The sequence below is a fragment of the Paenibacillus sp. Leaf72 genome, assembly GCF_001422685.1.
Classification (GTDB): Bacteria; Bacillota; Bacilli; order Paenibacillales; family Paenibacillaceae; genus Pristimantibacillus.
The window spans coordinates 288,625-310,633 of the sequence record NZ_LMLV01000033.1 but is presented as its reverse complement, the minus strand read 5'-3'; the positions used below and the strand labels follow the sequence as shown (position 1 = coordinate 310,633).

The 22,009-nt window shown below is 51.5% G+C and carries 14 protein-coding genes; all 14 read left to right on the top strand.

The genetic code is table 11. From position 1 onward, the window contains the following. Positions 1–126: 126 nt before the first annotated feature. Positions 127–2,448: a beta-galactosidase gene (locus tag ASF12_RS28685; RefSeq protein ID WP_056041973.1), complete on the top strand. Its 2,322-nt coding sequence runs from the start codon at positions 127–129 to the stop codon at positions 2,446–2,448. Positions 2,449–2,705: 257 nt separating this feature from the next. Next, entirely contained in the window at positions 2,706–5,105 is a 2,400-nt protein-coding gene (locus ASF12_RS28680; RefSeq protein WP_056041972.1) for a glycoside hydrolase family 95 protein, read from the top strand. Positions 5,106–5,162: 57 nt separating this feature from the next. Next, the gene (locus tag ASF12_RS28675; RefSeq protein ID WP_056041971.1) at positions 5,163–8,060 is read left to right on the top strand and encodes a glycoside hydrolase family 3 C-terminal domain-containing protein; all 2,898 of its coding nucleotides are present in this window, start codon (positions 5,163–5,165) and stop codon (positions 8,058–8,060) included. A gap of 367 nt (positions 8,061–8,427) precedes the next feature. After that, positions 8,428–10,236: a sensor histidine kinase gene (locus ASF12_RS28670; RefSeq protein ID WP_155973521.1), complete on the top strand. Its 1,809-nt coding sequence runs from the start codon at positions 8,428–8,430 to the stop codon at positions 10,234–10,236. Beyond that, the gene (locus tag ASF12_RS28665) at positions 10,229–11,797 is read left to right on the top strand and encodes a response regulator transcription factor (RefSeq protein WP_056041970.1); all 1,569 of its coding nucleotides are present in this window, start codon (positions 10,229–10,231) and stop codon (positions 11,795–11,797) included. Before ASF12_RS28670 ends, ASF12_RS28665 begins: the two co-directional genes overlap by 8 nt. 49 nt (positions 11,798–11,846) lie before the next feature. Next, positions 11,847–12,494: a cyclase family protein gene (locus ASF12_RS28660; protein ID WP_056042099.1), complete on the top strand. Its 648-nt coding sequence runs from the start codon at positions 11,847–11,849 to the stop codon at positions 12,492–12,494. A 310-nt stretch (positions 12,495–12,804) separates the two neighbouring features. Further along, positions 12,805–13,767, top strand: coding sequence for an ABC transporter permease (locus ASF12_RS28655; RefSeq protein WP_056041968.1), 963 nt, complete (start codon positions 12,805–12,807; stop codon positions 13,765–13,767). Positions 13,768–13,779: 12 nt separating this feature from the next. Continuing rightward, on the top strand, positions 13,780–14,670 hold the full coding sequence (locus tag ASF12_RS28650; RefSeq protein ID WP_056041966.1) for a carbohydrate ABC transporter permease: 891 nt from the start codon (positions 13,780–13,782) through the stop codon (positions 14,668–14,670). Positions 14,671–14,773: 103 nt separating this feature from the next. Further along, positions 14,774–16,468 (top strand): ABC transporter substrate-binding protein, encoded by a 1,695-nt coding sequence (locus ASF12_RS28645; protein WP_056041963.1) that lies wholly within the window; start codon positions 14,774–14,776, stop codon positions 16,466–16,468. Between the two features lie 111 nt (positions 16,469–16,579). Next, the gene (locus ASF12_RS28640) at positions 16,580–18,610 is read left to right on the top strand and encodes a beta-galactosidase (protein WP_056041961.1); all 2,031 of its coding nucleotides are present in this window, start codon (positions 16,580–16,582) and stop codon (positions 18,608–18,610) included. A gap of 426 nt (positions 18,611–19,036) precedes the next feature. After that, positions 19,037–19,528 (top strand): stage V sporulation protein AC, encoded by a 492-nt coding sequence (gene spoVAC, locus ASF12_RS28635; RefSeq protein WP_056041958.1) that lies wholly within the window; start codon positions 19,037–19,039, stop codon positions 19,526–19,528. Between the two features lies 1 nt (position 19,529). After that, a complete protein-coding gene (spoVAD, locus tag ASF12_RS28630) occupies positions 19,530–20,543 on the top strand; it encodes a stage V sporulation protein AD (RefSeq protein ID WP_056041955.1) in 1,014 nt (337 codons plus the stop codon). A 4-nt stretch (positions 20,544–20,547) separates the two neighbouring features. Then, complete coding sequence (gene spoVAE, locus ASF12_RS28625; RefSeq protein ID WP_056041954.1) at positions 20,548–20,898, top strand: stage V sporulation protein AE; 351 nt, start codon at positions 20,548–20,550, stop codon at positions 20,896–20,898. Positions 20,899–21,048: 150 nt separating this feature from the next. Further along, positions 21,049–22,008 carry an AAA family ATPase gene (locus ASF12_RS28620; RefSeq protein ID WP_056041952.1) on the top strand — a complete coding sequence of 320 codons (960 nt, stop codon included), beginning with the start codon at positions 21,049–21,051 and terminating at the stop codon, positions 22,006–22,008. Position 22,009 lies beyond the last annotated feature (1 nt).

Below are 22,009 nucleotides of genomic sequence, written 5' to 3'. Positions count from 1 at the left end.
GCTTCCAGCCGCAAGTGATGCATTAACGCAAAATCAGAATATGCTCCATTAGGAACAGATGATTGTTAATGGAAAAGTGGGCATAGGCGCGGTACAGTGGAGGAAGATAAAGGAGGTAATGGCTTTATGAGTAAGCACCAAATAGCTGTAAAACTGAATGAGCGCAATAAGGAGATTACGACAGGCACATTGTCCGGCAATAAAGGAAGCAATCCGAAAGGAGAAAGCTTCGGTTTTACGAATTTTTACATGACGCGCAATGGCGAGCCTTTTATTCCTGTCGTCGGTGAGTTTCATTTTTCCAGATTTTCTTATTTGTACTGGGAGGAAGAGCTGCTCAAGATGAAGGCAGGCGGGGTGCACATAATCGCTACCTATATATTTTGGAATTACCACGAGGAGAAGGAAGGGCGCTTTAATTGGAATGGCAACCGCAATCTCCGCCATTTTATAGATTTATGCGCCAAGCTGGAGCTGCCGCTCGTGCTTCGAATCGGCCCTTTCTGCCACGGCGAGGTGCGTAATGGCGGCATTCCGGATTGGGTGTTCGACAAGCCGCTCGTCATTCGCTCGAATGATGAGCTGTATTTGAACTACGCAGCGCGCCTGTACCGCGAAATTGCAAGGCAGATGAAAGGCTCGCTGTTTCAAGAAGGCGGCCCGGTTATTGCAATTCAGCTCGAAAATGAATTTATGCACTGCGGCGCTCCGCTGGACTCATGGGGCTACAAAACCGGAATATTCATGTCTTCGGGCACGGGCGGCAATGCGCATTTGGACAAGCTCAAAGCGATTGCGGCAGAAGCGGGCATTCGCCCGCTGTTCTTTACGGCAACGGCATGGGGAGGAGCGGCGGTGCCGGAAACGGATACGCTCCCGATGCTTGCAGGCTATGCGTATACGCCTTGGATTCCTAATCAGCCGCCAAGCGGCGAATATATTTTCCGCGATCTTCATGTAACACCGATGGAGAAGGTCAATTATCCTTCTGCACAATATCCCGTCGCATATTGCGAGATGGCAGGAGGCATGCAGGTCAGCTATACGGCAAGGCCGCATGTGAGCCCGGACAGTGTGGAAGCGATGACGCTTGTAAAGCTGGCTAGCGGCAGCAATCTGCTCGGCTATTACATGTATCATGGCGGCTCGAATCCGCGCGGTGAAAATGGTTTTCTCAACGAATACGGCTTGCCGAAAATAACGTATGATTACCAGTCTCCGCTAGGCGAGTTTGGACGCATTGGCGAATCGTACGACCGCATCCGCACGCTCAGCTTGTTCATGGAAGCTTACGGTGCAATTTTGGCACCGATGGGAACGGTGCTGCCGGAAGGACAAGCGGAGCTGCATCCTGAAAATACGGAGGAGCTGCGCTATTGCCTGCGGCAGAAGGATGGCTCGGGCTTCCTATTCCTGAACAATTTTCAGGATCATGTAGACATGCCAGACCGGGAGGAAGTAACGGTGACGCTGGATACGTCCAGAGGACAGGCGAGATTTCCGCATACCGGGAGCTTGCGGCTCAAGCAGGGAATTAGCGCGGTGCTGCCGTTCCACTTGGAAGCAGCAGGCATTCGCATCGTTTCCGCTACGGTTCAGCCATTGACGAAGCTTGCGGATTTAGAGGAGCCTCTGCTTGTCTTTTATGCGCATGAGGGACTGAGCCCAGAGCTTGTTATAGCTGTTGACACGGTCGCGGGCGTAACTAGCGATGGTGGCGGCACTGTGGAGCAGCAGGACGGGGTTTATATAGTGCGTCCTGCAGTGGGCAAGCAGCATGTCGCTGAAGTGAAGCGTAAAGACGGGAACGTCGTTCGTATACTCGTCCTTTCCAGAGAAGAGGCGCTGAACACCTATCGCCTCCGCGTGTGGGGAGAAGAACGCCTGCTGATCAGCGACAGCCACCTTTATGCAGCGGGCGGGCAGCTCATTTGCACCTCGCCAGGCAAGGCGGAATGGCAAGTTGCCATGTATCCGGCAGCTGAAGCCGAGCTCAAATCAAGCCAAGGCAGCCTTTCTCCTGCTGCCGGAGGCTTGCTCCAGACGTATACGGTGAAGGTTGCGGCCTATGAACCTCAGCTTCTCATCAAGAATACGTCAAGTCGTCATGCGGCCGTGCAAATCGATGCTTATTGGCCAGAGCAGGTAGCAGACTTGTTTCTTCATATTGAATATGATGGCGATGTAGCCGCTGCTTATTTGAATAATGAGCTGCTGACGGACCATATCCATTATGGCCAAGCTTGGCCGATTGGGCTGAAGGGCTTCCAAAATGAACTGCTGGATAATGAGCTTCAGCTCGCGATTACTCCGATTCGAAAAGGTACGACGCATACGTTCGTAAATCAGGCGTTCGTGGAGCGCTTTGAAGGTGTGGAAATGGCAGCGTTTCATGAGATCAAAGCGGTGCCGTATTATGTGACGGCATTGTCTCAAGTGTTCAAATAAGCCGCTAATTGAAGGGGAAAAGCAGGCACGCCAGTGCCCGGCAAGCAGCAAGCGCCGGGAAACAGGCGTGTTTGCTGTCGTTTTTATGCGTTTTTTGACGAGAAAGGTACTAATTTATATATGACTTTGTCCGCAATATTGAGGGTACTGCAAAGGAAGAGGTCTGGCTTATGATGAATATATAAGCTTGGCGACGGATTTGAGCCACGGCGCTGCAAGAGCGACGAACCATAAAAACTAAAGGAGTGACCATCGCAGTGACAACACAGCAACAGCAAAATATTCAGCCATGGAAGCTATGGTACAAGCAGCCAGCGAGCCGTTGGGAGGAAGCGCTGCCGATCGGCAATGGCCGACTGGGCGGCATGGTATTTGGAGATGCGCGCAAGGAGAGAGTGCAGCTTAACGAGGATACGTTATGGTCTGGATTTCCACGCGACACCAACAATTATGAAGCATTGCGGTATTTGAAAAAATCGCGAGAGCTCATTTTTGCTGGGCAATACGGCGAGGCCGAGACGCTTGTGCAGGATAAAATGCTAGGTATGAACACGGAGGCTTACCAGCCTCTGGGCGATCTTTATATGGAACATCGCCAGCTGGGAAGCGATAGCGGAACTTCTGCTTTTCGCCGTGAGCTTGACCTTGATACAGGAATTGCTTCGTCTGCGTATACAGTAGATGGCCGATCGTTTCGCCACGAAATATTCGTAAGCGCCGTCCATCAAGTGATGTGCATTCGCTATGAGGCGCTGGACGGCGGGGAGATTTCTCTAACGGCAGGGCTGGAGTCGCCGCATCCGGTGCAGCTGACGGAAGGTAGCGGCGGCGCGCTTGTACTGAGCGGGACATGCCCATCCCATATTGCCGACAACTATCGTCAGGATCATCCGAAGTCGGTGCTTTATGAGCAGGGCCGGGGTGTTTCCTTCGAGGCAAGGCTGCAATTGCTAGGTGCAGGCGCGACTAACATCGTAGGTGGCTCCAGCAGCTCGCTTACTGTAAGCGGACACGGCACGGTTACGCTTCTGCTTGCGGCTGCTTCCAACTTTGCCGGCTATCAGGTGATGCCGTTTAATGATTCCGCGGCATTGGCGCTTAAAAATGAGCAGCCACTAGCGATTGCATCGGCGCTCGGCTATGAGGAGCTGCGCAGCCAGCATATTGCCGAGCATCAGCGGCTTTTCCGCCGGGTAGCTATCGATCTCGGTACTAGCCCGAATGCGCTGCTTCCAACAGATGAGCGGCTTGCAGGCTATAAGCGGGGCGAGGCAGATCCGCAGCTGGAGGCTTTATATTTTCAATATGGTCGGTATTTGCTAATGCAGAGCTCAAGGCCCGGTACGCAGCCAGCCAACTTGCAGGGCATATGGAATGACCGGGTACAGCCGCCATGGAACAGCAACTATACGACGAATATCAATACGCAAATGAACTATTGGCATGCGGAAATTTGCGGGCTGGGCGAATGCCATGAGCCGTTGATTGATATGATTGGCGAGCTTAGCCAGACCGGCAGCCGAACTGCGTCTATTCATTATAATGCGCGCGGCTGGGTCGCCCATCACAATGTGGATCTATGGCGGGCCTCGACTCCTTCGGGCGGGCATCCAAGCTGGGCTTTCTGGCCATTCGGCGGCATTTGGCTTTGTCTGCATCTCTGGGAGCATTATGCGTTTAATCCAGATCTGGCCTACTTGCGCGAACGTGCGTATCCGGTCATGAAGCAAGCTGCTCTGTTCTGTCTGGACTGGCTGCAGGAGACAGAGAATGGCGTACTTGTAACGGTTCCGGCAACTTCGCCGGAAAATATGTACAAGCTGCCAGATGGCAGCGGCGGCACAAGCAGCGTTTCTCTGGCAACGACTATGGATATTTCACTTATTAAAGAGCTATTCACGCTTTGCCTGCACGCAGCCGATTTGCTAGGCGAGGATGAAGCGCTGCGCAGCGAGTGGCAGGAAGCGCTTGTGAAGCTGCCCCCATTTCAGGTTGGTTCGGATGGCAGGCTGATGGAATGGGTTGAGGAATATGAGGATCATGAGCCGGGACATCGCCATGTATCGCATTTAATTAGCCTGTACCCGGGTTTTCTGATTAATGCGGAGAAGGAGCCAAAGCTGCTGGAGGCTGGCCGGGAATCGCTGAGACAGCGAATCGCGAGCGGCGGCGGCCATACGGGCTGGAGCTGCGCTTGGCTGATTAACTTATATGCAAGGCTGGGCGAGCCGGAGCAGGCGCATCATTTTATCGAGACGCTGCTTTCCCGCTCGACGCATCCGAATTTGTTCGACGATCATCCACCGTTCCAAATTGATGGAAATTTCGGCGGGACAGCAGGTATTGCTGAACTGCTGCTTCAAAGCCATACGCAGGAGCTTGCGCTGCTGCCCGCACTGCCAAAAGCATGGCCGGACGGTTCCGTACGAGGACTGCGGGCGCGCGGCGGCTTCATGATCGATATGGAATGGAAAAATGGACGTCTGGCGTCTGCCCGCATCGAGTCATTGGCAGGCTCGCTATGCACGCTGCGCAGCGGCGATCTGGAGCTGGCCGTACAAATGGAAGGCGAAGGCACGCTAGTCGCAATGCAGGGCGAGCGGTTTGAAACGTCGGCTGGCGCTGTATATACCGTCTTGCCGAAGGAAGCACTGTAAGCTTAAATCATACACCTATATATAGAAGATATAGCATAAGGGAGAAGTGGAAAAACCATGACAGAACAGCAGTATCCATTTTTAGACGGCAAGCTGGACATAGAGGAGCGTGTGCGCGATCTCGTATCGCGGCTGACGCTGGAGGAAAAAGTAGAGCTAATGGTTCAATATCAGCCTGCCGTTGAGCGGCTCGGCGTAAAACCATACAAGCATGGAACGGAAGCAGCGCATGGTCTAGCTTGGCTCGGCGAAGCGACCTCGTTCCCACAGCCCCTCGGTCTTGGCTGCACCTGGAACCCGGAGCTGCTGAAAGCTATTGGTTCTGTCATCGGTGATGAAGCCCGCGTCTATTATCAGCGCGACCCAGAAGTAAATGGCCTCACGCTGTGGGCGCCTACCGTCGATATGGAACGCGATCCGCGTTGGGGACGGACGGAGGAGGCTTATGGCGAAGACCCGAAGCTGACGGGCGAGCTTACTACGGCACTCGTGCAAGGCATTCAAGGCGACGACCCGGTTTTTTTCAAAGCGGTCGCGACGCTGAAGCATTTTATCGCCAACAATAATGAAATTGATCGCGGCAGCTGCTCGGCGAGCATTGATCCGCGCAATATGAAGGAATATTACCAGCGTGCTTTTCAGCCTGCGTTCGTCAAGGGCGGCGCGCAATCGATGATGACGTCGTACAATTCGGTAAACGGCATCCCGACGATATTGCATGAGGATGTGAACAAGGTCGTTAAGGGCGAATGGGGCATGAATGGGTTTATCGTCAGCGATGCTGGCGATTTGATCGGCCTGGTGAAGGATCATCATTATTATGATACGTACAAGGAAGCGGTAGCCCATTCGATTAAAGCGGGAATCGACAGCATTACCGACGATAAGGAAATTAGCTGCGGGGCGATCCATGAGGCATTGTCCGAAGGCTTGCTTGCGGAAGCAGATCTTGACCAAGCGCTGACCAATACGTTCCGCGTGCGTTTCCGTCTTGGCGAATTTGATGCGGATAATCCGTATGCGAATGTGCCAGATTCCGTCTTATGCGCTCCAGCCCACGGCGACCTGTCGCTTCAGGCTGCTCGCGAGTCGATCGTTTTGCTCAAAAATGAAAAGGCCACGCTTCCGCTGAGCAGCAGCAAGCTGGGCAGCGTAGCGGTCATCGGGCCGCTCGGCGATGTTGTGTATCGCGATTGGTACTCCGGCACTTTCCCTTATACGGTTACGCCGTTCGCTGCCATCCAGCAGAAGCTGGCTGGCAAAAAGGTAACGTTTACGAGCGGCAGCAATCAGGTGGTATTGAGATCTGCCGCAGATGGAGCACCTGTCTCGCTTGGTGACAACGGTGTACTGCAGGTCGCCGCTGGCAGCGCTGCGGAGACGTTTGAGGTATGCGATTGGGGCTGGAACAGCTTGACGCTGCAAAGCCAATCGACGGGCAAATTCGCGACGAGCGCAGATGATGTCCACATTGCGGCTGCAGCGGATGAGGCCTATGGCTGGTATGTGAAGGAAGTGCTGCGTCTGGATGCGAAAGCGGATGGCACGACGGACATTGTTACATGGGATGATAAACCAGTTGTGCTGAAGGAGCAGGATGGCAAGCAGCTGCTTACTGTAACCGAGGAAGTTACCGAGGAAGATCGTGCGCCAGAAGCAGCTGGAGACAACGCGGGCGGCGCAGCTAACAGCGGAAGCGGCAACAATCGTGACAAAGAGCATAAAGGTGCCTTTAGGTTAGACGTTACCGTTGATGGAATTGCCGCAGCAGTAGCGGCAGCCCGCGAAGCAGAAACAGCGATTGTATTCGTTGGCAACAACCCGCTTATTAACGGCAAGGAAGAAACGGACCGTCCGGGCTTTACGCTTGCAGCAGCGCAAGAGCAGCTGCTGAGGGAAGTATACGCAGTTAATCGAAACGTAATTGCCGTCGTCATCGGCAGCTACCCGTTTGAGCTTAATTGGGCGCAGGAGCATCTTCCAGCCGTTGTCTATTTGGCGCATGCCGGACAAGAGCTTGGCAATGCGGTCGCTGATGTGCTGTTCGGCGATTTTGCTCCGGCAGGCAAGCTGAATATGACTTGGTACAGCCAAATGGAGCAGCAGCTAACCGATATTTTGGATTATGACATTATTAAAGGAAAACGTACCTATTTGTATTTTGAGGATACGCCGCTATATCCTTTCGGCCATGGGCTGACGTATGCGCCATTTTCCTTCGACAGCCTGCAAATTTCCCCGGCTGAAACGGGCGAAGGCTGGACAGCCAGCATTCGAGTAACGAATACGGGCAGTGTGGAGGCCGGCGAAGTCGTGCAGCTGTATGCCCATGCGAATGCCTCGCGAGTTAAACGTCCGGTGAAGCAGCTCGTTGGCTTCGAGCGCGTTTACTTGCAGCCGCAGGAAAGCATTACGGTTCAGATCGCGATTAGCGCAGCTGAGCTTTCCATGTGGGATGTGACGCGGGACCGCTTCTGTCTGGAGTCAGGCGTTTACAGCCTGATGGCCGGCAGCTCGTCAAGCGACATCCGCTTGACAGCCGAGCTTTCCATCGAAGGCGAGAGCATTCCGCCAAGAGCGCTGATGCAGCTGACGCGCGCGGAAAACTATGATGATTATTCCGGCGTGCTGCTTGATGAGAGCAAGGAAAGCGGCACCTGCGTGCGGCTGGCGGACGCATCAAACGCTGGCTGGATACGCCTTGCAGATGTGCAATGGAGCGCTGCTCCAGCAGCCATCGAGGCGCGGGTTAGCGGAGGCCCGGCTGGCGGCACGCTGACGGTGCGCTTTGGCGCGGCTGAGGCTGAGCAAGCAGCTGTTCTGACGGTGCCGGCTGGCGGCGAGCAGCAGTGGCAGACCGTTTCGGCATCGCTTGCAGCGGGCATTTCCCCGCAGGCGGACGTATATCTTTCGTTGAGCGGCAGCGTGCGGTTGAGCAGCTTTATTTTTTCCTAAAAGCATATTAAGGATCGTTAGGCCGCAGGCTCTTTATGAACTTGCGGTCTTTTTTAAATATAGGAAAGGATATGATTTCGCCATACTTTCTCTATATTTCTCGGACTGAAACGCGCCGCGCCGCCAGAGGACAGCGGAAGCCGTTTCACCTTGCCAGTCGCGGCATAAGCTTGCGCAAGCCAAACCCTTTGTTTGCTGCAGGTGGGCAGGCTTATTTGGCTCGTTACCCGGGCGGGAGGAGCAGGGTGTACATCTGGGGTGCTGCATTTTATAATAGAAGCGGGGCTTTCGAGAACGCTTTCTTACATTTTTACCACGAATTGACGCTAGAGATATAAGAAGTAATAGAAGAAGGGGCATTTGCCGAGTGAAGAAACAATCTGCCTTCGTCAGGAAGATGAACGATGTTCGCATTAAGCATAAGCTGATGATTTCATTTTTGCTCGTCGTTTGCATTCCGGTGCTGCTTGTCGGCATTATTTTAACGGCGGCCTTTCGTCAAAATGTGCTGAATCAGGCGACGCAGCAGACGCTGAACAATGTAGAGAAAATCAAGAAGCAGACGGATGACATTATTCGGATGCCCATTACAATTTCGGATAAAATGCTGTTTGACAATGCGCTGCGAAGCACGGTGAACACCAATTATGAATCTACGTTTGAGGCTGTAAGCGCATTGTGGGAATTTCGGGCGTTTAAAGATTATATGCAGCTGTATTCAGAAATCAATAATATCCGCTTTTATACGACGAACGAAACGATTCTTGATAACTGGGAATTCATCAAAACAAGCAAAGCCACTGAAGAGGCTTCCTGGTACAAAAGTGCGATGGGGGAAGTCGGCATCCACTGGATGTACATCAAGGATGAGACGAAGAAAAATAAAAATTATCTCAGCCTTGTACGAAAAATACCGTTTCCTACCTATCGGACAAGCGGCGTGCTAGTCATTGGCATCAATCAAGAGAAGCTGAATGCGCTGCTTAGCCAGGAGCCTTTCGATACGATGATCTTTGATGATTCCGGCTATATTGTGGCGGCCAGCAATCCGAAGCAGGTGGGGCTGAATTTAACCAATCTCGATTTTTCCAATCAATTGTCCGGGAAAGGGCCGGGTACCTTTGAAATTTTGTATGAAGGCAAGCGTTCGCGGCTTGTCATGGAGGAGCTCACCCCACAATCGAGCCGCAATGGTTTGCGCATCGTATCCGTCTTTTCGATCGACAGCATCGTCAGCGAAGCGAATCGCATTAGTATTTTGGGACTGACGATTATGGGCATTAGTTTGGCAATTGCGTTTTTGCTCATTTATTTTTTCTCGGGACTGCTTGCGACGCGCATGCTGCTGCTGCATAAAAACCTCAACAAAGTAGCAATGGGCGATTTGACGACGGTGGCTACGGTTGACGGCAATGATGAGATTGGGCTGCTCTCGCGGCAGTTCAACAATATGGTGGTCAGCATTCGCGGGCTGATGGACGAGGTTTCTGAGTCCCAGCGGCAGCAGGATCAGCTGGAGCTGAGGCAGAAGGATATTAAGCTTAAAATGATGGCAAGCCAAATCAATCCCCATTTTTTGTTTAATGCGCTGGAGTCCATTCGCATGAAAGCGCATGTAAACGGCCAGACGGAAATTTCCTCGATTGTCCATATGCTGGGCAAGCTCATTCGCCGCAATTTGGAAATTGGCGCTGGTAAAATAAGACTTAAGGATGAGCTGGAAATTGTCCGCTGTTATTTGGAAATTCAGAAGTTTCGCTACGGCAATGACCGCCTCACCTTTAATTTGGAGCTGGACCCGCATGCACAGTCATTGGACATTCCGCCACTGATCATTCAGCCGTTGATCGAAAATGCGGTCATTCATGGTTTGGAAAACATCGATGAAGGCGGCTGCGTGACCGTGACGACGCTGCTTCGGGATCGGGTGCTGCATGTGAAAGTGTCGGATAACGGCATTGGCATTGACGAGGCTAGAATGGATGAAATTATGCTGGCGCTGGGGGATATGGACGATGAGCAGGAATATCGCATTGGACTGCGCAATGTTCATCAGCGACTGGTGCTGCTCTATGGACAGGCTTCCGGATTGCAGATTATGAGCGGCGGGGAAGATGGCGGAACGACCATTACGTTTCAAATCCCGCAAGCGCAAGGAGGGCAAGAAGATGCATAAGCTGCTTATCGTTGATGATGAGCCGATGATTCGCGCAGGTCTGCGTACAATTATTGATTGGGAAAGTCTTGGGTTTATCTGGGTAGGGGAAGCGGCCAGCGGCCCAGAAGCCCTTATTAAGCACGGCCAGTTGGCGCCCGATTTAATTTTAATGGATATACGCATGCCGAGAATGGATGGCTTGCAGGTGATAGAGGAAATTCGCAAAATTGACACCTCCTGCCATTTTCTTGTTTTGAGCGGACATGCTGATTTCAGCTACGCGCAGCGGGCGATCCAGTTCGGCATTGACGCTTATATATTAAAACCGGTTGACGATGACGAGCTCTATGAGAATGTTGTGCGTATCGCGGGGATTTTGGACAAGCGTTCCGAGCAGGCGGCAAGTCTTGGCCATAGAGAGACGCTGCGCCGGGAGGAGCTGCTGCAGCTTGCTGTATCGGGCGATGCGGCCAGCTATCCGGAAATATGGAAGGAGCTGGAGCAGCTTACTGGCGTTACGGCGAAGAGCTTCCAGCTGCTGCTCATTGAGTGGTCAAGAACGGAGGAGCATACGTCTGCTGCAAGCATTGCGGCGAGGCGTAGATTGACAAGTGCGGTACAGAGCAACCGGGCAGGCTGGACGTTTAGCTCGGGCGCATATACGGCTGTGCTGCTGAAAGATTACGTCGTGCAGGAAGGCACGGGCGAGCTGCTTCGGCAGTGGGTGCAGCAGGCGGCGCAGGAGCAGCGTTATATCGCTGTCGTTGGCGAGGCGGTGCCTGCGCTTGTACAGCTGCCGAGCAGCTATGAAGCCATACTTGCGGCGATTAAGCATAGCTTCCGGCTGTCAAGCGGCGAGCTTCATCTCGTCGGAGGCGAGGAGCAGGCTCTGCGTGCAGAGGCGGATGAGGAGCAGCTCCAATTACGGCTCCAGGAGCTGGCCCAGAAGCTGTATTATATGCTCGACATCGGCAGCCAGGATGGCGTGCGGCTGATGCTGCAGGAATCGGGGGAGCTGGCGAGCACGAGCCGGCTTTCCGAGCAGCGCATTAAAACCAGCTTTGCGCAAATGCTGACGATTGTATTGAACAAGCTGACGGCGGTTCATGTACAGCTTGCGATTCAGGACGAGCTGCGCATTGTAACGGATTTATACAAACAGACGAACTATGATGAGATGATGGCGCTGCTGGAGGACCGTCTGTCGCAGCTCGCGTTCCGTCTCGGAAATTCGAGCAATGTATCGGTCATTAAGCAAATTACCGGTTTTATCGAGCGCCATTATGCGGAAAATTTAAAGCTGGAAACGCTGGCAGAGCTGTTTAATTATAATAGCGGCTATTTGGGCAAAATGTTTAAAAATTTCACCGGCGAGCATTTCAACACCTATCTCGATCAGGTGCGGCTGCGCCATGCGGTAGAGCTGCTTCAGCAAGGGCTTAAGGTCCATCAAGTATCCGAGCTGGTCGGCTATGCGAACGTCGATTATTTTCACGCTAAATTTAAAAAATATAAAGGCATGTCGCCTTCGTCGTTTAAAGGCATGGTGAAATCAGATGCCGAGCGGCAGGAGTCTTAAAGCGAAAGATAAAGCGAAAGTTAAATCTAAATCGAAAGGGGAACGTGGATTGAAAGTCATCGATTTGACGCATACCATTTTTGAACAGACGCCTGTTTATCCCGGCACGCCGCAGCCAACGCTGGAATCGCTGAGCACGTATGAGAAGGACGGCTTTAGAGAAACGCTGCTGACGCTTGCTTCTCACACCGGCACACATATGGATGCGCCTGCGCATATATTTGCGGGTGGAAAGACGCTGGAGCATATTCCAGCGCAGCAGTTCGTGGGGACGGCGCTCGTCATTTCATGCAGCGATCTGCAGGCTGGCGAGCAAATTACGATGGACTATATTGAGCGGGTACGCGCGCTTGCCGACTCGGTTGATTTTCTGCTATTTTACACAGGCTGGTCGAAGTATTGGGGGACGGATTCATATTTTGGCGAGTATCCCTATATGAAGGAGGAAGTAGCCGACTATTTAATCAAAAGTGGTAAAAAAGGGGTCGGCCTCGACGTTATTGGCGTTGACCCGATTTCGGATGCGAATTTGACCATTCACAAAAAAATCTTTTCGCAATCCGAAATGGTTATCGTCGAAAATTTAATTCATTTGGATCAAATAGGCGGCGGAGTATTTACCTTTTGCGCTTTGCCGCTCAAATTTCGGAATGCCGATGGAGCGCCGGCGCGTGCGATTGCTATCGTAGAATCATAACGAAGCGGGTAAATAAACTTCCAATTACATATTTTATTTTCCAAAAATGCCCTCGGCTTGTTTTCAAGCGGAGGGCATTTTTTTGCGAAATCCGTCATTTTTAGCTAATGATCCGGCCGGAATCCCTCATTTTTTGCAGAAAAATCATATCAAAATCACATAAATAGCAGCCTGTACGTATTTTTATATGATTTTAGGTGGAATTTGTCGGGTGCCTAGCTGAAAATGCTATCGGTTATGATGGGAACATAATAAAGAGAGAAATTCACGGATATGTTGAGTGAAAGTGAAGTTTTTAGGAGGAGCAGAGATGAAATCGTTACCAACCGCAGAACACCCGCTTAATGTGAACAAAAGCAAAGCCAATCGTTTCTGGGACCGGATGAAGCAGCAGAAATACTTGTATTTTATGTCCGTCCCGTTTGTCATCTGGGTTTTCGTATTCAGCTATGTACCGCTTTGGGGCTGGGTGATGGCATTCCAGAATTATAAACCGGCCAAAGGATTTTTTGAACAAAAATGGGTCGGCTTCGACAACTTCATTCAGTTGTTTGGAGATGAACGCTTTTATCTCGTCCTGCGCAATACGCTGGGCATGAGTATTATGGGACTGATCGTCTCGTTTACCGTTCCCGTTATTTTTGCCCTGTTTCTCAATGAGATCAGAGGCCAATTTTTCAAACGCTCCATCCAGACGATTTCGTATTTGCCCCACTTTGTATCCTGGGTTGTCGTCGCTGGCCTTGTTAGCAAAATGTTGTCCACGGATAGCGGCGGTGTCAACGACCTGCTTATGTGGCTAAATCTGATAGACGAGCCGATTCAATTTATGACGAAAGGCAGCTGGTTCTGGGGCATTGTAACGATGTCCGATATGTGGAAGGAAACGGGCTGGAACTCGATCATATTCCTGGCGGCTATGGCGGGCATTGATCCCGAGCAATATGAAGCGGCAACCGTTGACGGAGCAGGAAGATTCCGTAAAATGTGGAATATTACATTGCCCGGCATTCGCACCACCTTTATGGTATTGTTTATTTTGTCCATCGGACATTTGATCAGCATTGGCTTTGAAAAGCAATTCCTCCTCGGCAACCCGCTCGTTGTCGATTATTCCGAGGTACTCGATTTATATGCGCTGAAGTATGGCATTCAAATGACCCGCTTCTCTTACGGTACGGCGATCGGCATATTCAACTCCGTCGTCAGCATTATACTCGTGTTTAGCGCTAACGCCATCTACAAACGCATTACGAAAGAATCGGTTATTTAGGAGGAGAAAAGCATGCAGGGAACGATTAGACCAAAGTCAGAAATCATTACAGACGTCATCATATATATTGTGATGGGGCTTGCTGGATTAATTACGATTTACCCGTTTTTGAACGTACTCGCTATTTCATTCAATGAATCCATGGATACGGTGAAAGGCGGCATTACGGTGCTGCCTAGAAAATTCACCTTGGAAAACTATATTACGATTTTTCAGTATAAAACCTTGCTGACCGGTTTCCAAAACTCGGTGCTGCGTACCATTATCGGTACGATTATCGGGGTGCTGTCGGCTTCGATGATGGCGTTTGTGCTTAGCCGCCGCGAATTTCAGGCGCGCAAGCTGATTTCACCGCTTTTCGCGATGACGATGTATTTCTCCGGCGGTATGATCCCTATTTATTTGCTGATTAAGAATCTAAATTTGATGAGCAGCTTCTGGGTATATATTATTCCGCTTATTTTGAGCGTTTGGAACATTTTCGTCGTCCGCTCCTACATTGATGGACTGCCTTACGCTCTGCAAGAGTCTGCAAAAATCGATGGCGCTAACGATTTCACGATTTTCTGGCGGGTGATCCTGCCGCTTTGCCAGCCTGTGTTGGCGACCATTGCGCTGTTCATTGCGGTACAACACTGGAATGCTTGGTTAGATACGTATTTGTACAATCCGCAGGCCCCGCAGTTTACAACGCTGCAATATGAGCTGATGAAGGTGCTGCAATCGACGCAGTCCGGCTCTAATTACCGTGATGCGAGCGTACAGCAAAACTTGGCTGCGGTATCGCCAGAATCCATCCGGATGGCCATTACGATGGTCGTTACGGTACCGATTTTAGTCGTCTATCCTTTCCTGCAAAAATATTTTGTCAAAGGGATGACGCTTGGCTCAGTCAAGAGCTAGTGGACGGGCCTTAAGGCTTCCATATGGTAATAGCAGGTTTCCTGTTATATACAAGTTTATCGCTTCATAATTTAATACCGATTAAAAGGGAGGCAATACGAAGATGAAGAAAAAGAAAACCGCTCTAATGGGCTTGCTGCTTGCAACGGCTTTGACTTTCACAGCATGCGGCTCGGGCAACAATAACGAAGCAGGCACAGGCAATACTGGCAATGCAGGCGATGGAAGCTCTACTGAGCCTATTACGGTACGACTGGTATCGGGCGATAACAATCCAGACTGGGATAACATGCAAAGCGACATCGGTAAATTCCTCCAAGAAAAAACAGGCATTACGATGCAGCAGGAGTTCCCGGTTGGCGGATCAGATACGGACATGTTCGCTCTGATGGCAGCAAGCGGAGAGTATCCGGATATGGTTATGGCGAAGGGCAGCGTAAAAAGCTTGGTTGACGCTGGCGCGCTTCTTGACCTGACGGATCTCATTGAACAGCATGCCCCTAATATTAAAAAAGTGTATGGCGATTATTTAACCCGCCTTCGTTACAGCAAAGATGATCCAGCTATTTATGAGCTTCCTTCTTCCGGTGTAGGCCAAACTTATTTTGATGCCGAAGGCGGCTTCGAAATTCAGCATCAGGCGCTTGAGGCGCTGGGCTACCCTGAAATCAAAACCGTTAAAGATTATGAAAATGCCATTAAATCGTACATTGAGAAAAATCCGACGACTGAGGATGGACAAAAAAGAATCGGCTTGTCGCTTAACGGCGGCGAATGGCAAATTTTGATTTCCGTAACAAACCCTGCATTTTATGCAACAGGCTTGCCGGATAATGGCGAGTTCGCTATCGACGAGAAAACATTCGAAACGAAGCTTCACTACCAACGTGAGGAAGAAAGAGAATATTTCCGCTGGCTGAACCACATGAACGATATCGGCCTTCTGGACAAAGAAAGCTTCGTTCAAAAATATGACCAGTACAAATCTAAAATTGCAACAGGCCGAGTAGTCGGCATTATCGATCAGAAGTGGGACTACATGCAAGCGGAAAATTCCCTGAAAGCGGAAGGAAAGTTCGATGCGACGTATGCGCGCTTCCCTGTAACGCTTGATGAAAGCTTCCAAGATCATTCGTATCAAGGTACAGGCTACATGGCAGGACACGGTCTTGCGATTACGAAATCGGCCAAAGATCCTGTCCGTCTGATCAAGTTCCTGGATTACCTGGCTTCTGAAGAAGGTCAAATTCTCGTTAACTGGGGAATTGAAGGCAAGCATTATGATGTTGTGGATGGCAAACGCGTATTCAAACAAGAAATTCAAGATCTCAAAACAAACGATGGCAACAAATTTAAGAAAACGACAGGTATTGAAAATTACTTCATATCGGCTCGTTACGGCGATGGCGTTAAAGATTCCACAGGCAACTATTTTACGACGAAATTCCCAGAGCAGTTCAAAGCTGAATATTCGGAAGCGGACAAAAAGACGCTTGCCGCTTACAAAGTGGAGATGTACAAAGAATTCTGGCCTGCAGACGATGCTTTCCCTGAGCGTCCTTACGGCGCAGCATGGAACTTGAATTTTGAAACAGGCTCGGAAGCGGATGTCATTTTCCAAAAAACACAAGATATTATGAAGAAACGTGTTCCAGAAGCGATTTTGGCGAAGCCGGAAAACTTCGACAAAATTTGGGATGATTTCATGGCGGATCTGGACAAAGCAGGCGCTAGCAAGCTGAATGAACAGTTTACGCAAATGGTTAAAGACCGCGTGGAGTTCTGGTCGCAAAAGTAAGGGGATGCAATGGAGGGGAGAACTCTTAAATGAGTTCTCTCCTTCATTTCTGTCAATAGGCATGTTATGGTAATTAAAGACTAGTCGAAATGGAAGAGGAGCTGTTTTACAGTGATTAATGAAAAATTGCCGAAAATTTGGTACGGTGGCGACTACAATCCGGAGCAGTGGGATGAGTCTGTTATGGAAGAGGATATTCGGATGTTCAAGCTAGCGGGCATTGATGTAGCGACCGTCAACGTCTTTTCGTGGGCGCGCATTCAGCCTGATGAGGACACTTATGATCTCGAATGGCTGGACCGCATCATTGACCGACTATACAAGGACGGCATTTATGTCTGTCTGGCGACGAGTACAGGTGCACACCCGGCATGGCTGGCGAAAAAGCACCCCGATGTGCTGCGTGTCGATTACGACGGACGCAAGCGCAAATTCGGCGGACGCCACAATTCCTGTCCGAACAGCCCGGCTTACCGCAAGCTGTCCGAGCGTTTGGCTGGCACGATTGCACAGCGCTATAAAGATCACCCCGCTGTGCTCGTATGGCATGTATCGAATGAATACGGCGGCTATTGCTACTGTGACAACTGCGAGGCGTCATTCCGCGTTTGGCTGGAGCAGCGATATGGCACGCTTGAGAAGCTGAACAAGGCGTGGAATACCGCATTTTGGGGCCATACCTTTTACGATTGGGATGAGATCGTTGCTCCCAGTGCCCTCAGCGAGGAGTGGGGCCACAACCGGACCAATTTCCAGGGCATTTCCATCGACTACCGCCGCTTTCAGTCGGCAAGCATGCTTGCTTGCTATAAGCTGGAATATGAAGCGATTAAGCAGCATTCGCCTAATCTGCAAGTGACAACGAACTTAATGGGTACTTACTCCGAGCTGGATTATTTCGAATGGGCAAAATATATGGATGTCGTCTCTTGGGACAACTATCCTGCGATGGATACGCCGTTCAGCCTGACGGCAATGACGCATGATCTGATGCGCGGCCTCAAAAGCGGCCAGCCGTTTATGCTGATGGAGCAAACGCCAAGCCAGCAAAACTGGCAGCCGTACAACTCGCTTAAACGTCCTGGCATTATGAAGCTATGGAGCTATCAGGCGGTGGCGCGCGGCGCGGATACGGTGCTGTTTTTCCAGCTTCGCCGCTCGGTTGGTGCTTGTGAAAAATACCATGGCGCCGTTATTGAGCATGTCGGCCATGAAAATACCCGCGTATTCCGCGAATGTGCCGAGTTGGGTGCTGAGCTTCAGCAGTTGTCTGGCCGCATCCTCGATTCGCGTGTTCATTCCAAGGCAGCGATCGTCTACGATTGGGAAAATCGCTGGGCGGTCGAGCTGTCGAGCGGTCCGACCGTCGCGCTTAAATATCTCGATGAGGTTCATAAATATTATGACGCCTTGTTCCAAATGAACGTGCAGACGGATATGATCAGCGTGGAGGAGCAGCTCGATCGTTACGATCTCGTCATCGCTCCTGTGATGTATATGGTGAAGCCTGGCTTTGCGGAGAAGGTTGAAGCTTTCGTTGCGCGCGGCGGCACTTTCGTCACGACGTTTTTCAGCGGCATCGTCAATGAAAATGATATCGTGACGCTGGGCGGATATCCGGGCAAGCTGCGCAAGGTGCTGGGCATTTGGGCCGAGGAAATCGATGCCCTGCTGCCGGGCAAGCAAAATGATATTATCCTTAATAAACCGCTTGGCGCGCTTGATAGCGGGACATACTCCGGCAGCATTTTGTGCGATCTGATTCATACAGAGGGCGCTGAAGTGGTTGCCGAATATGGTTCAGACTTCTATAAAGGCATGCCTGCGGTAACGGTTAATTCGTTTGGCGAAGGCAAAGCCTGGTATGTGGCGACCAGCCCGGATAAAACGTTCCTCGAAGGCTTCATGGCCCATTTGTGCTGTTCTGCCGGCATTAAACCGCTGCTTGCGACTCCAGACGGCGTTGAAGTGTCGCAGCGGGCCATTAACGGCAGCACCTTTACGTTCATTTTGAATCACAATGCGGAAGCGGTGCAGCTCTCGGAGCTGCCTAGCACGTTCACGAAAGAGCTGCTGAGCGGGGAAGCTGTAAACGGATCGCTTGCCATCGCAGCGAAAGGCGTAGCGATTTTGGAAAGCTAGAAGAACCGCTGCGGACAAGCTCCGCATTTGCCCCTGCCCGCATATGCTGAACGTATAGAAGCATAGCTAAAGGGAGGGCCGCCTGTGAGGAAAGCCAATGCATTAAGCAGCCGCAAGCAATTGGAGCTGATTTTACTTGTGCTGGCGCTGTATGTGCTGCTCGTTCTGCTGTTGATTTTGCTATTATTTTAAGCTGGATGTCCGTGCTGGCTCACGGACCAGGAATATAAAGGAGCATTCGACTGTTTTGGCTGCGGCTAAAGCGGGCGAATGCTCTTTTTTTCCGAATATAAGCATTTGAAAGGAAAACGATGTGCTGCATACATAATAGCCCCTTAGGTGGCAAATAATGATCAAGAACTGGTGCGTCCGCGCATCTCGTGTTTAGCATTTTGCAGCAGCGTATAACGGAAAGGGGGGCAAGCTATGACAGCAAGCAGCTCAGACAAAGGGAAATACAAGAAGATGGCGATGTCGTCAAAGGAATACCAGAACTTTGCCAAAACGCGGGAGCCTGCCCGCTCCATAGGAACGAATTGTTTGAGAGCCTTCATTATTGGCGGCGGTATTTGTGTGCTTGGGCAAGTGATTCAGGAGCTGTTTATGCATTTGCTTCATATGAAGGCGGAGGATGCGAGCAATCCGACGGTTGCTGTGCTCATTATTATTTCAGTGATTTTGACGAGCATTGGGGTGTACGATAAAATCGCCCAGTGGGCAGGAGCCGGCACAGCCGTGCCTGTCACAGGCTTCGCCAATTCGATGTGCTCGGCGGCGCTGGAGCACCGTGCTGAAGGGCTGGTCCTTGGCGTTGGCGCCAATATGTTCAAGCTGGCGGGCTCCGTTATCGTGTTCGGCGTTGTGGCAGCATTCTTCGTCGGCATCGTCCATCTCATTCTCGGCACAGGAGGGCAATAATATGCTGCGCGGCAAACAGACCTGGTGGTTCGAGAAGCGCCCCGTCATCATCGGCGCGGCAACGGTAGTAGGGCCAGACGAAGGCGACGGCCCGCTGGCCGAGGATTTTGACCTTGTGCATCCCGAGCTGGATATGCAGCAGAAAAGCTGGGAGAAGGCCGAGCGGCTGCTGCTGGAGCAGGCAGCGGACTTCGCGCTTCAGCATGCCCGGATCGACAAGGAAATGGTGCAGTTTTTTGTGGGCGGCGATTTAATGAACCAAATCATAAGCAGCAGCTTTGCAGCGCGGTCGCTGGGCGTGCCTTATCTTGGCGTCTTCGGCGCCTGCTCCACGTCGATGGAGTCGCTGTCGATTGCCGCAATGCTCGTCAACTCCGGCTCTGCCGATTATGTGCTGGCGGGCACATGCAGCCATAACTGCACGGCGGAGAAGCAGTTCAGATACCCGACCGAATACGGCTCGCAGAAGCCGCCGACGGCACAATATACCGTTACTGGCGCTGGAGCCGGACTCGTTGCCGCTTCGGGGGACGGTCCGACCATCGAATGCGCGACGATCGGGAAAATCGTCGATCTCGGCATCACCGATCCATTTAATATGGGCGCTGCGATGGCACCTGCGGCCGTCGATACGATTCAAGCGCATTTTAACGATACAGGACGTTCCCCAAAAGATTATGACTTAATCGTAACAGGCGACCTTGCTGGTGTCGGGCATCCGCTTGCCAATGAGCTGCTGCTGCAAAATGGCGTCCCGATGGATGACACGGTTTTTGGCGATTGCGGCCTAATGGTGTACGATGTGAACCGCCAGAAGGTGCAGGCGGGCGGCAGCGGCTGCGGCTGCTCGGCAGTTGTCACCTATGGCCATTTGCTTAAGCGGCTCGCAAGGGGCGAGCTGAAGCGAATATTAGTCGTTGCGACGGGAGCGCTGCTGTCGCCGCTGTCATTCCAGCAGGGCGAGAGCATTCCCGGCATTGCGCATGCTGTCGCGATTTGCGGAAAGGAAGGGTAAGGCGATGATTTTTTTATGGGCATTTCTAGTAGGCGGCGCTATTTGCGTCCTAGGGCAAATTATGTTTGATGTGTTTAAGCTGACCCCGGGGCATACGATGGCGACGCTGGTCGTTATTGGGGCGGTGGTGGATGGCATCGGCTTATACGAGCCGCTCGTTGCCTTCGCCGGAGCGGGAGCGACGGTCCCGATTACGAGCTTCGGCAATGCGCTTGTGCACGGGGCTCTGACCGAGCTGCATGACCAAGGCTGGATTGGCGTTATTTCCGGCATCTTTAAAGTGACGAGCTCGGGCATATCGGCTGCGATCATCTTTTCGTTCCTGGCGGCATTGGTTATTCGGCCTAAGGGGTAATATAGGGGAAATAGATTGGAAAACTGGAGGGTCCTGTGGGATCCTCCAGTTTTTTTTGGAAATTGATGCATTTGTACTTACTTGCTGGACTACTGTAAAATGGAACTATATGCCTTTATCCATCTTGATACGCTGCGGGAGGTTATTCATATGGAAACGCGACAGGTTGACATGCAATTATGCGCATCTATTCTTACTAATCTAAATTATAGTATTTTGGGAAAACAAGAGCAAATCGAAAGACTGATGATTGCAGTGATCGGCGGCGGGCATGTACTGTTAGAGGATGTTCCCGGCACGGGAAAGACGCAGCTCGTAAAGGCGCTGGCTCGTTCAATCGGCGGCCAGTTCAGGCGCATTCAGTGCAATCCGGATTTGCTGCCTACTGATATAACAGGCGTGTCCATTTATCATCCGAAGCAGGAGGAGTTTTTGTTCAGGCCGGGTCCGGTCATGACCAATTTGCTGCTGGCTGACGAGATCAATCGGGCGACGACCAAAACCCAATCTGCGCTGCTGGAGGCGATGGAGGAGGGCCATGTGACGGTAGACGGCGACACCTACGCGCTGCCTCATCCGTTTATGCTGCTTGCCACGCAAAATCCAATCGAATTCGAGGGCACTTATTTGCTGCCGGAAGCGCAGCTTGACCGTTTTATGATGAAGCTTTCGCTCGGCTATCCTAGCGAGGAAGATGAGCAGAAGATGATTATGGGCAGCGAAGTTCGGCTGCAGCCGGAGAGCCAAATTGCCCAAATCGCCGATGTGGACGATATTATCCGCATTCAGCAGCAGGTGCAGGCTGTTCATATGGATGAGGCGGTGGCCAAATATTTGGTCAGCATTGTCAGAGCTACACGCGAGCATCCCGGTATCCAGCTTGGCGCCAGCCCGCGTGCTGCCCTTTCGTTTGCCCGGGCGGCCAAAGCAGCCGCTTATTTGGAGCAGCGCAGCTTTGTTACGCCTGATGATGTGAAGAAGCTTGCTTCGCATGTATTGTCTCACCGGCTCTCCCTGCATACGGAGGCCAGAATGAACGGCCTCAAAGCGAGCGAGCTGGTCGATCAAATCATGGAACAGGTAAGAGTGCCGGTGAGATTGGAGCGCTGAT

Excerpts from the sequence above, each read along its gene's own strand:
- ASF12_RS28685 (WP_056041973.1), top strand. The coding sequence starts at position 127 with ATGAGTAAGCACCAAATAGCTGTAAAACTGAATGAGCGCAATAAGGAG.
- ASF12_RS28675 (WP_056041971.1), top strand. The coding sequence starts at position 5,163 with ATGACAGAACAGCAGTATCCATTTTTAGACGGCAAGCTGGACATAGAG.
- ASF12_RS28665 (WP_056041970.1), top strand. The coding sequence starts at position 10,229 with ATGCATAAGCTGCTTATCGTTGATGATGAGCCGATGATTCGCGCAGGT.
- ASF12_RS28655 (WP_056041968.1), top strand. The coding sequence starts at position 12,805 with ATGAAATCGTTACCAACCGCAGAACACCCGCTTAATGTGAACAAAAGC.
- ASF12_RS28650 (WP_056041966.1), top strand. The coding sequence starts at position 13,780 with ATGCAGGGAACGATTAGACCAAAGTCAGAAATCATTACAGACGTCATC.
- ASF12_RS28645 (WP_056041963.1), top strand. The coding sequence starts at position 14,774 with ATGAAGAAAAAGAAAACCGCTCTAATGGGCTTGCTGCTTGCAACGGCT.
- spoVAC (WP_056041958.1), top strand. The coding sequence starts at position 19,037 with ATGACAGCAAGCAGCTCAGACAAAGGGAAATACAAGAAGATGGCGATG.
- spoVAD (WP_056041955.1), top strand. The coding sequence starts at position 19,530 with ATGCTGCGCGGCAAACAGACCTGGTGGTTCGAGAAGCGCCCCGTCATC.
- spoVAE (WP_056041954.1), top strand. The coding sequence starts at position 20,548 with ATGATTTTTTTATGGGCATTTCTAGTAGGCGGCGCTATTTGCGTCCTA.
- ASF12_RS28620 (WP_056041952.1), top strand. The coding sequence starts at position 21,049 with ATGGAAACGCGACAGGTTGACATGCAATTATGCGCATCTATTCTTACT.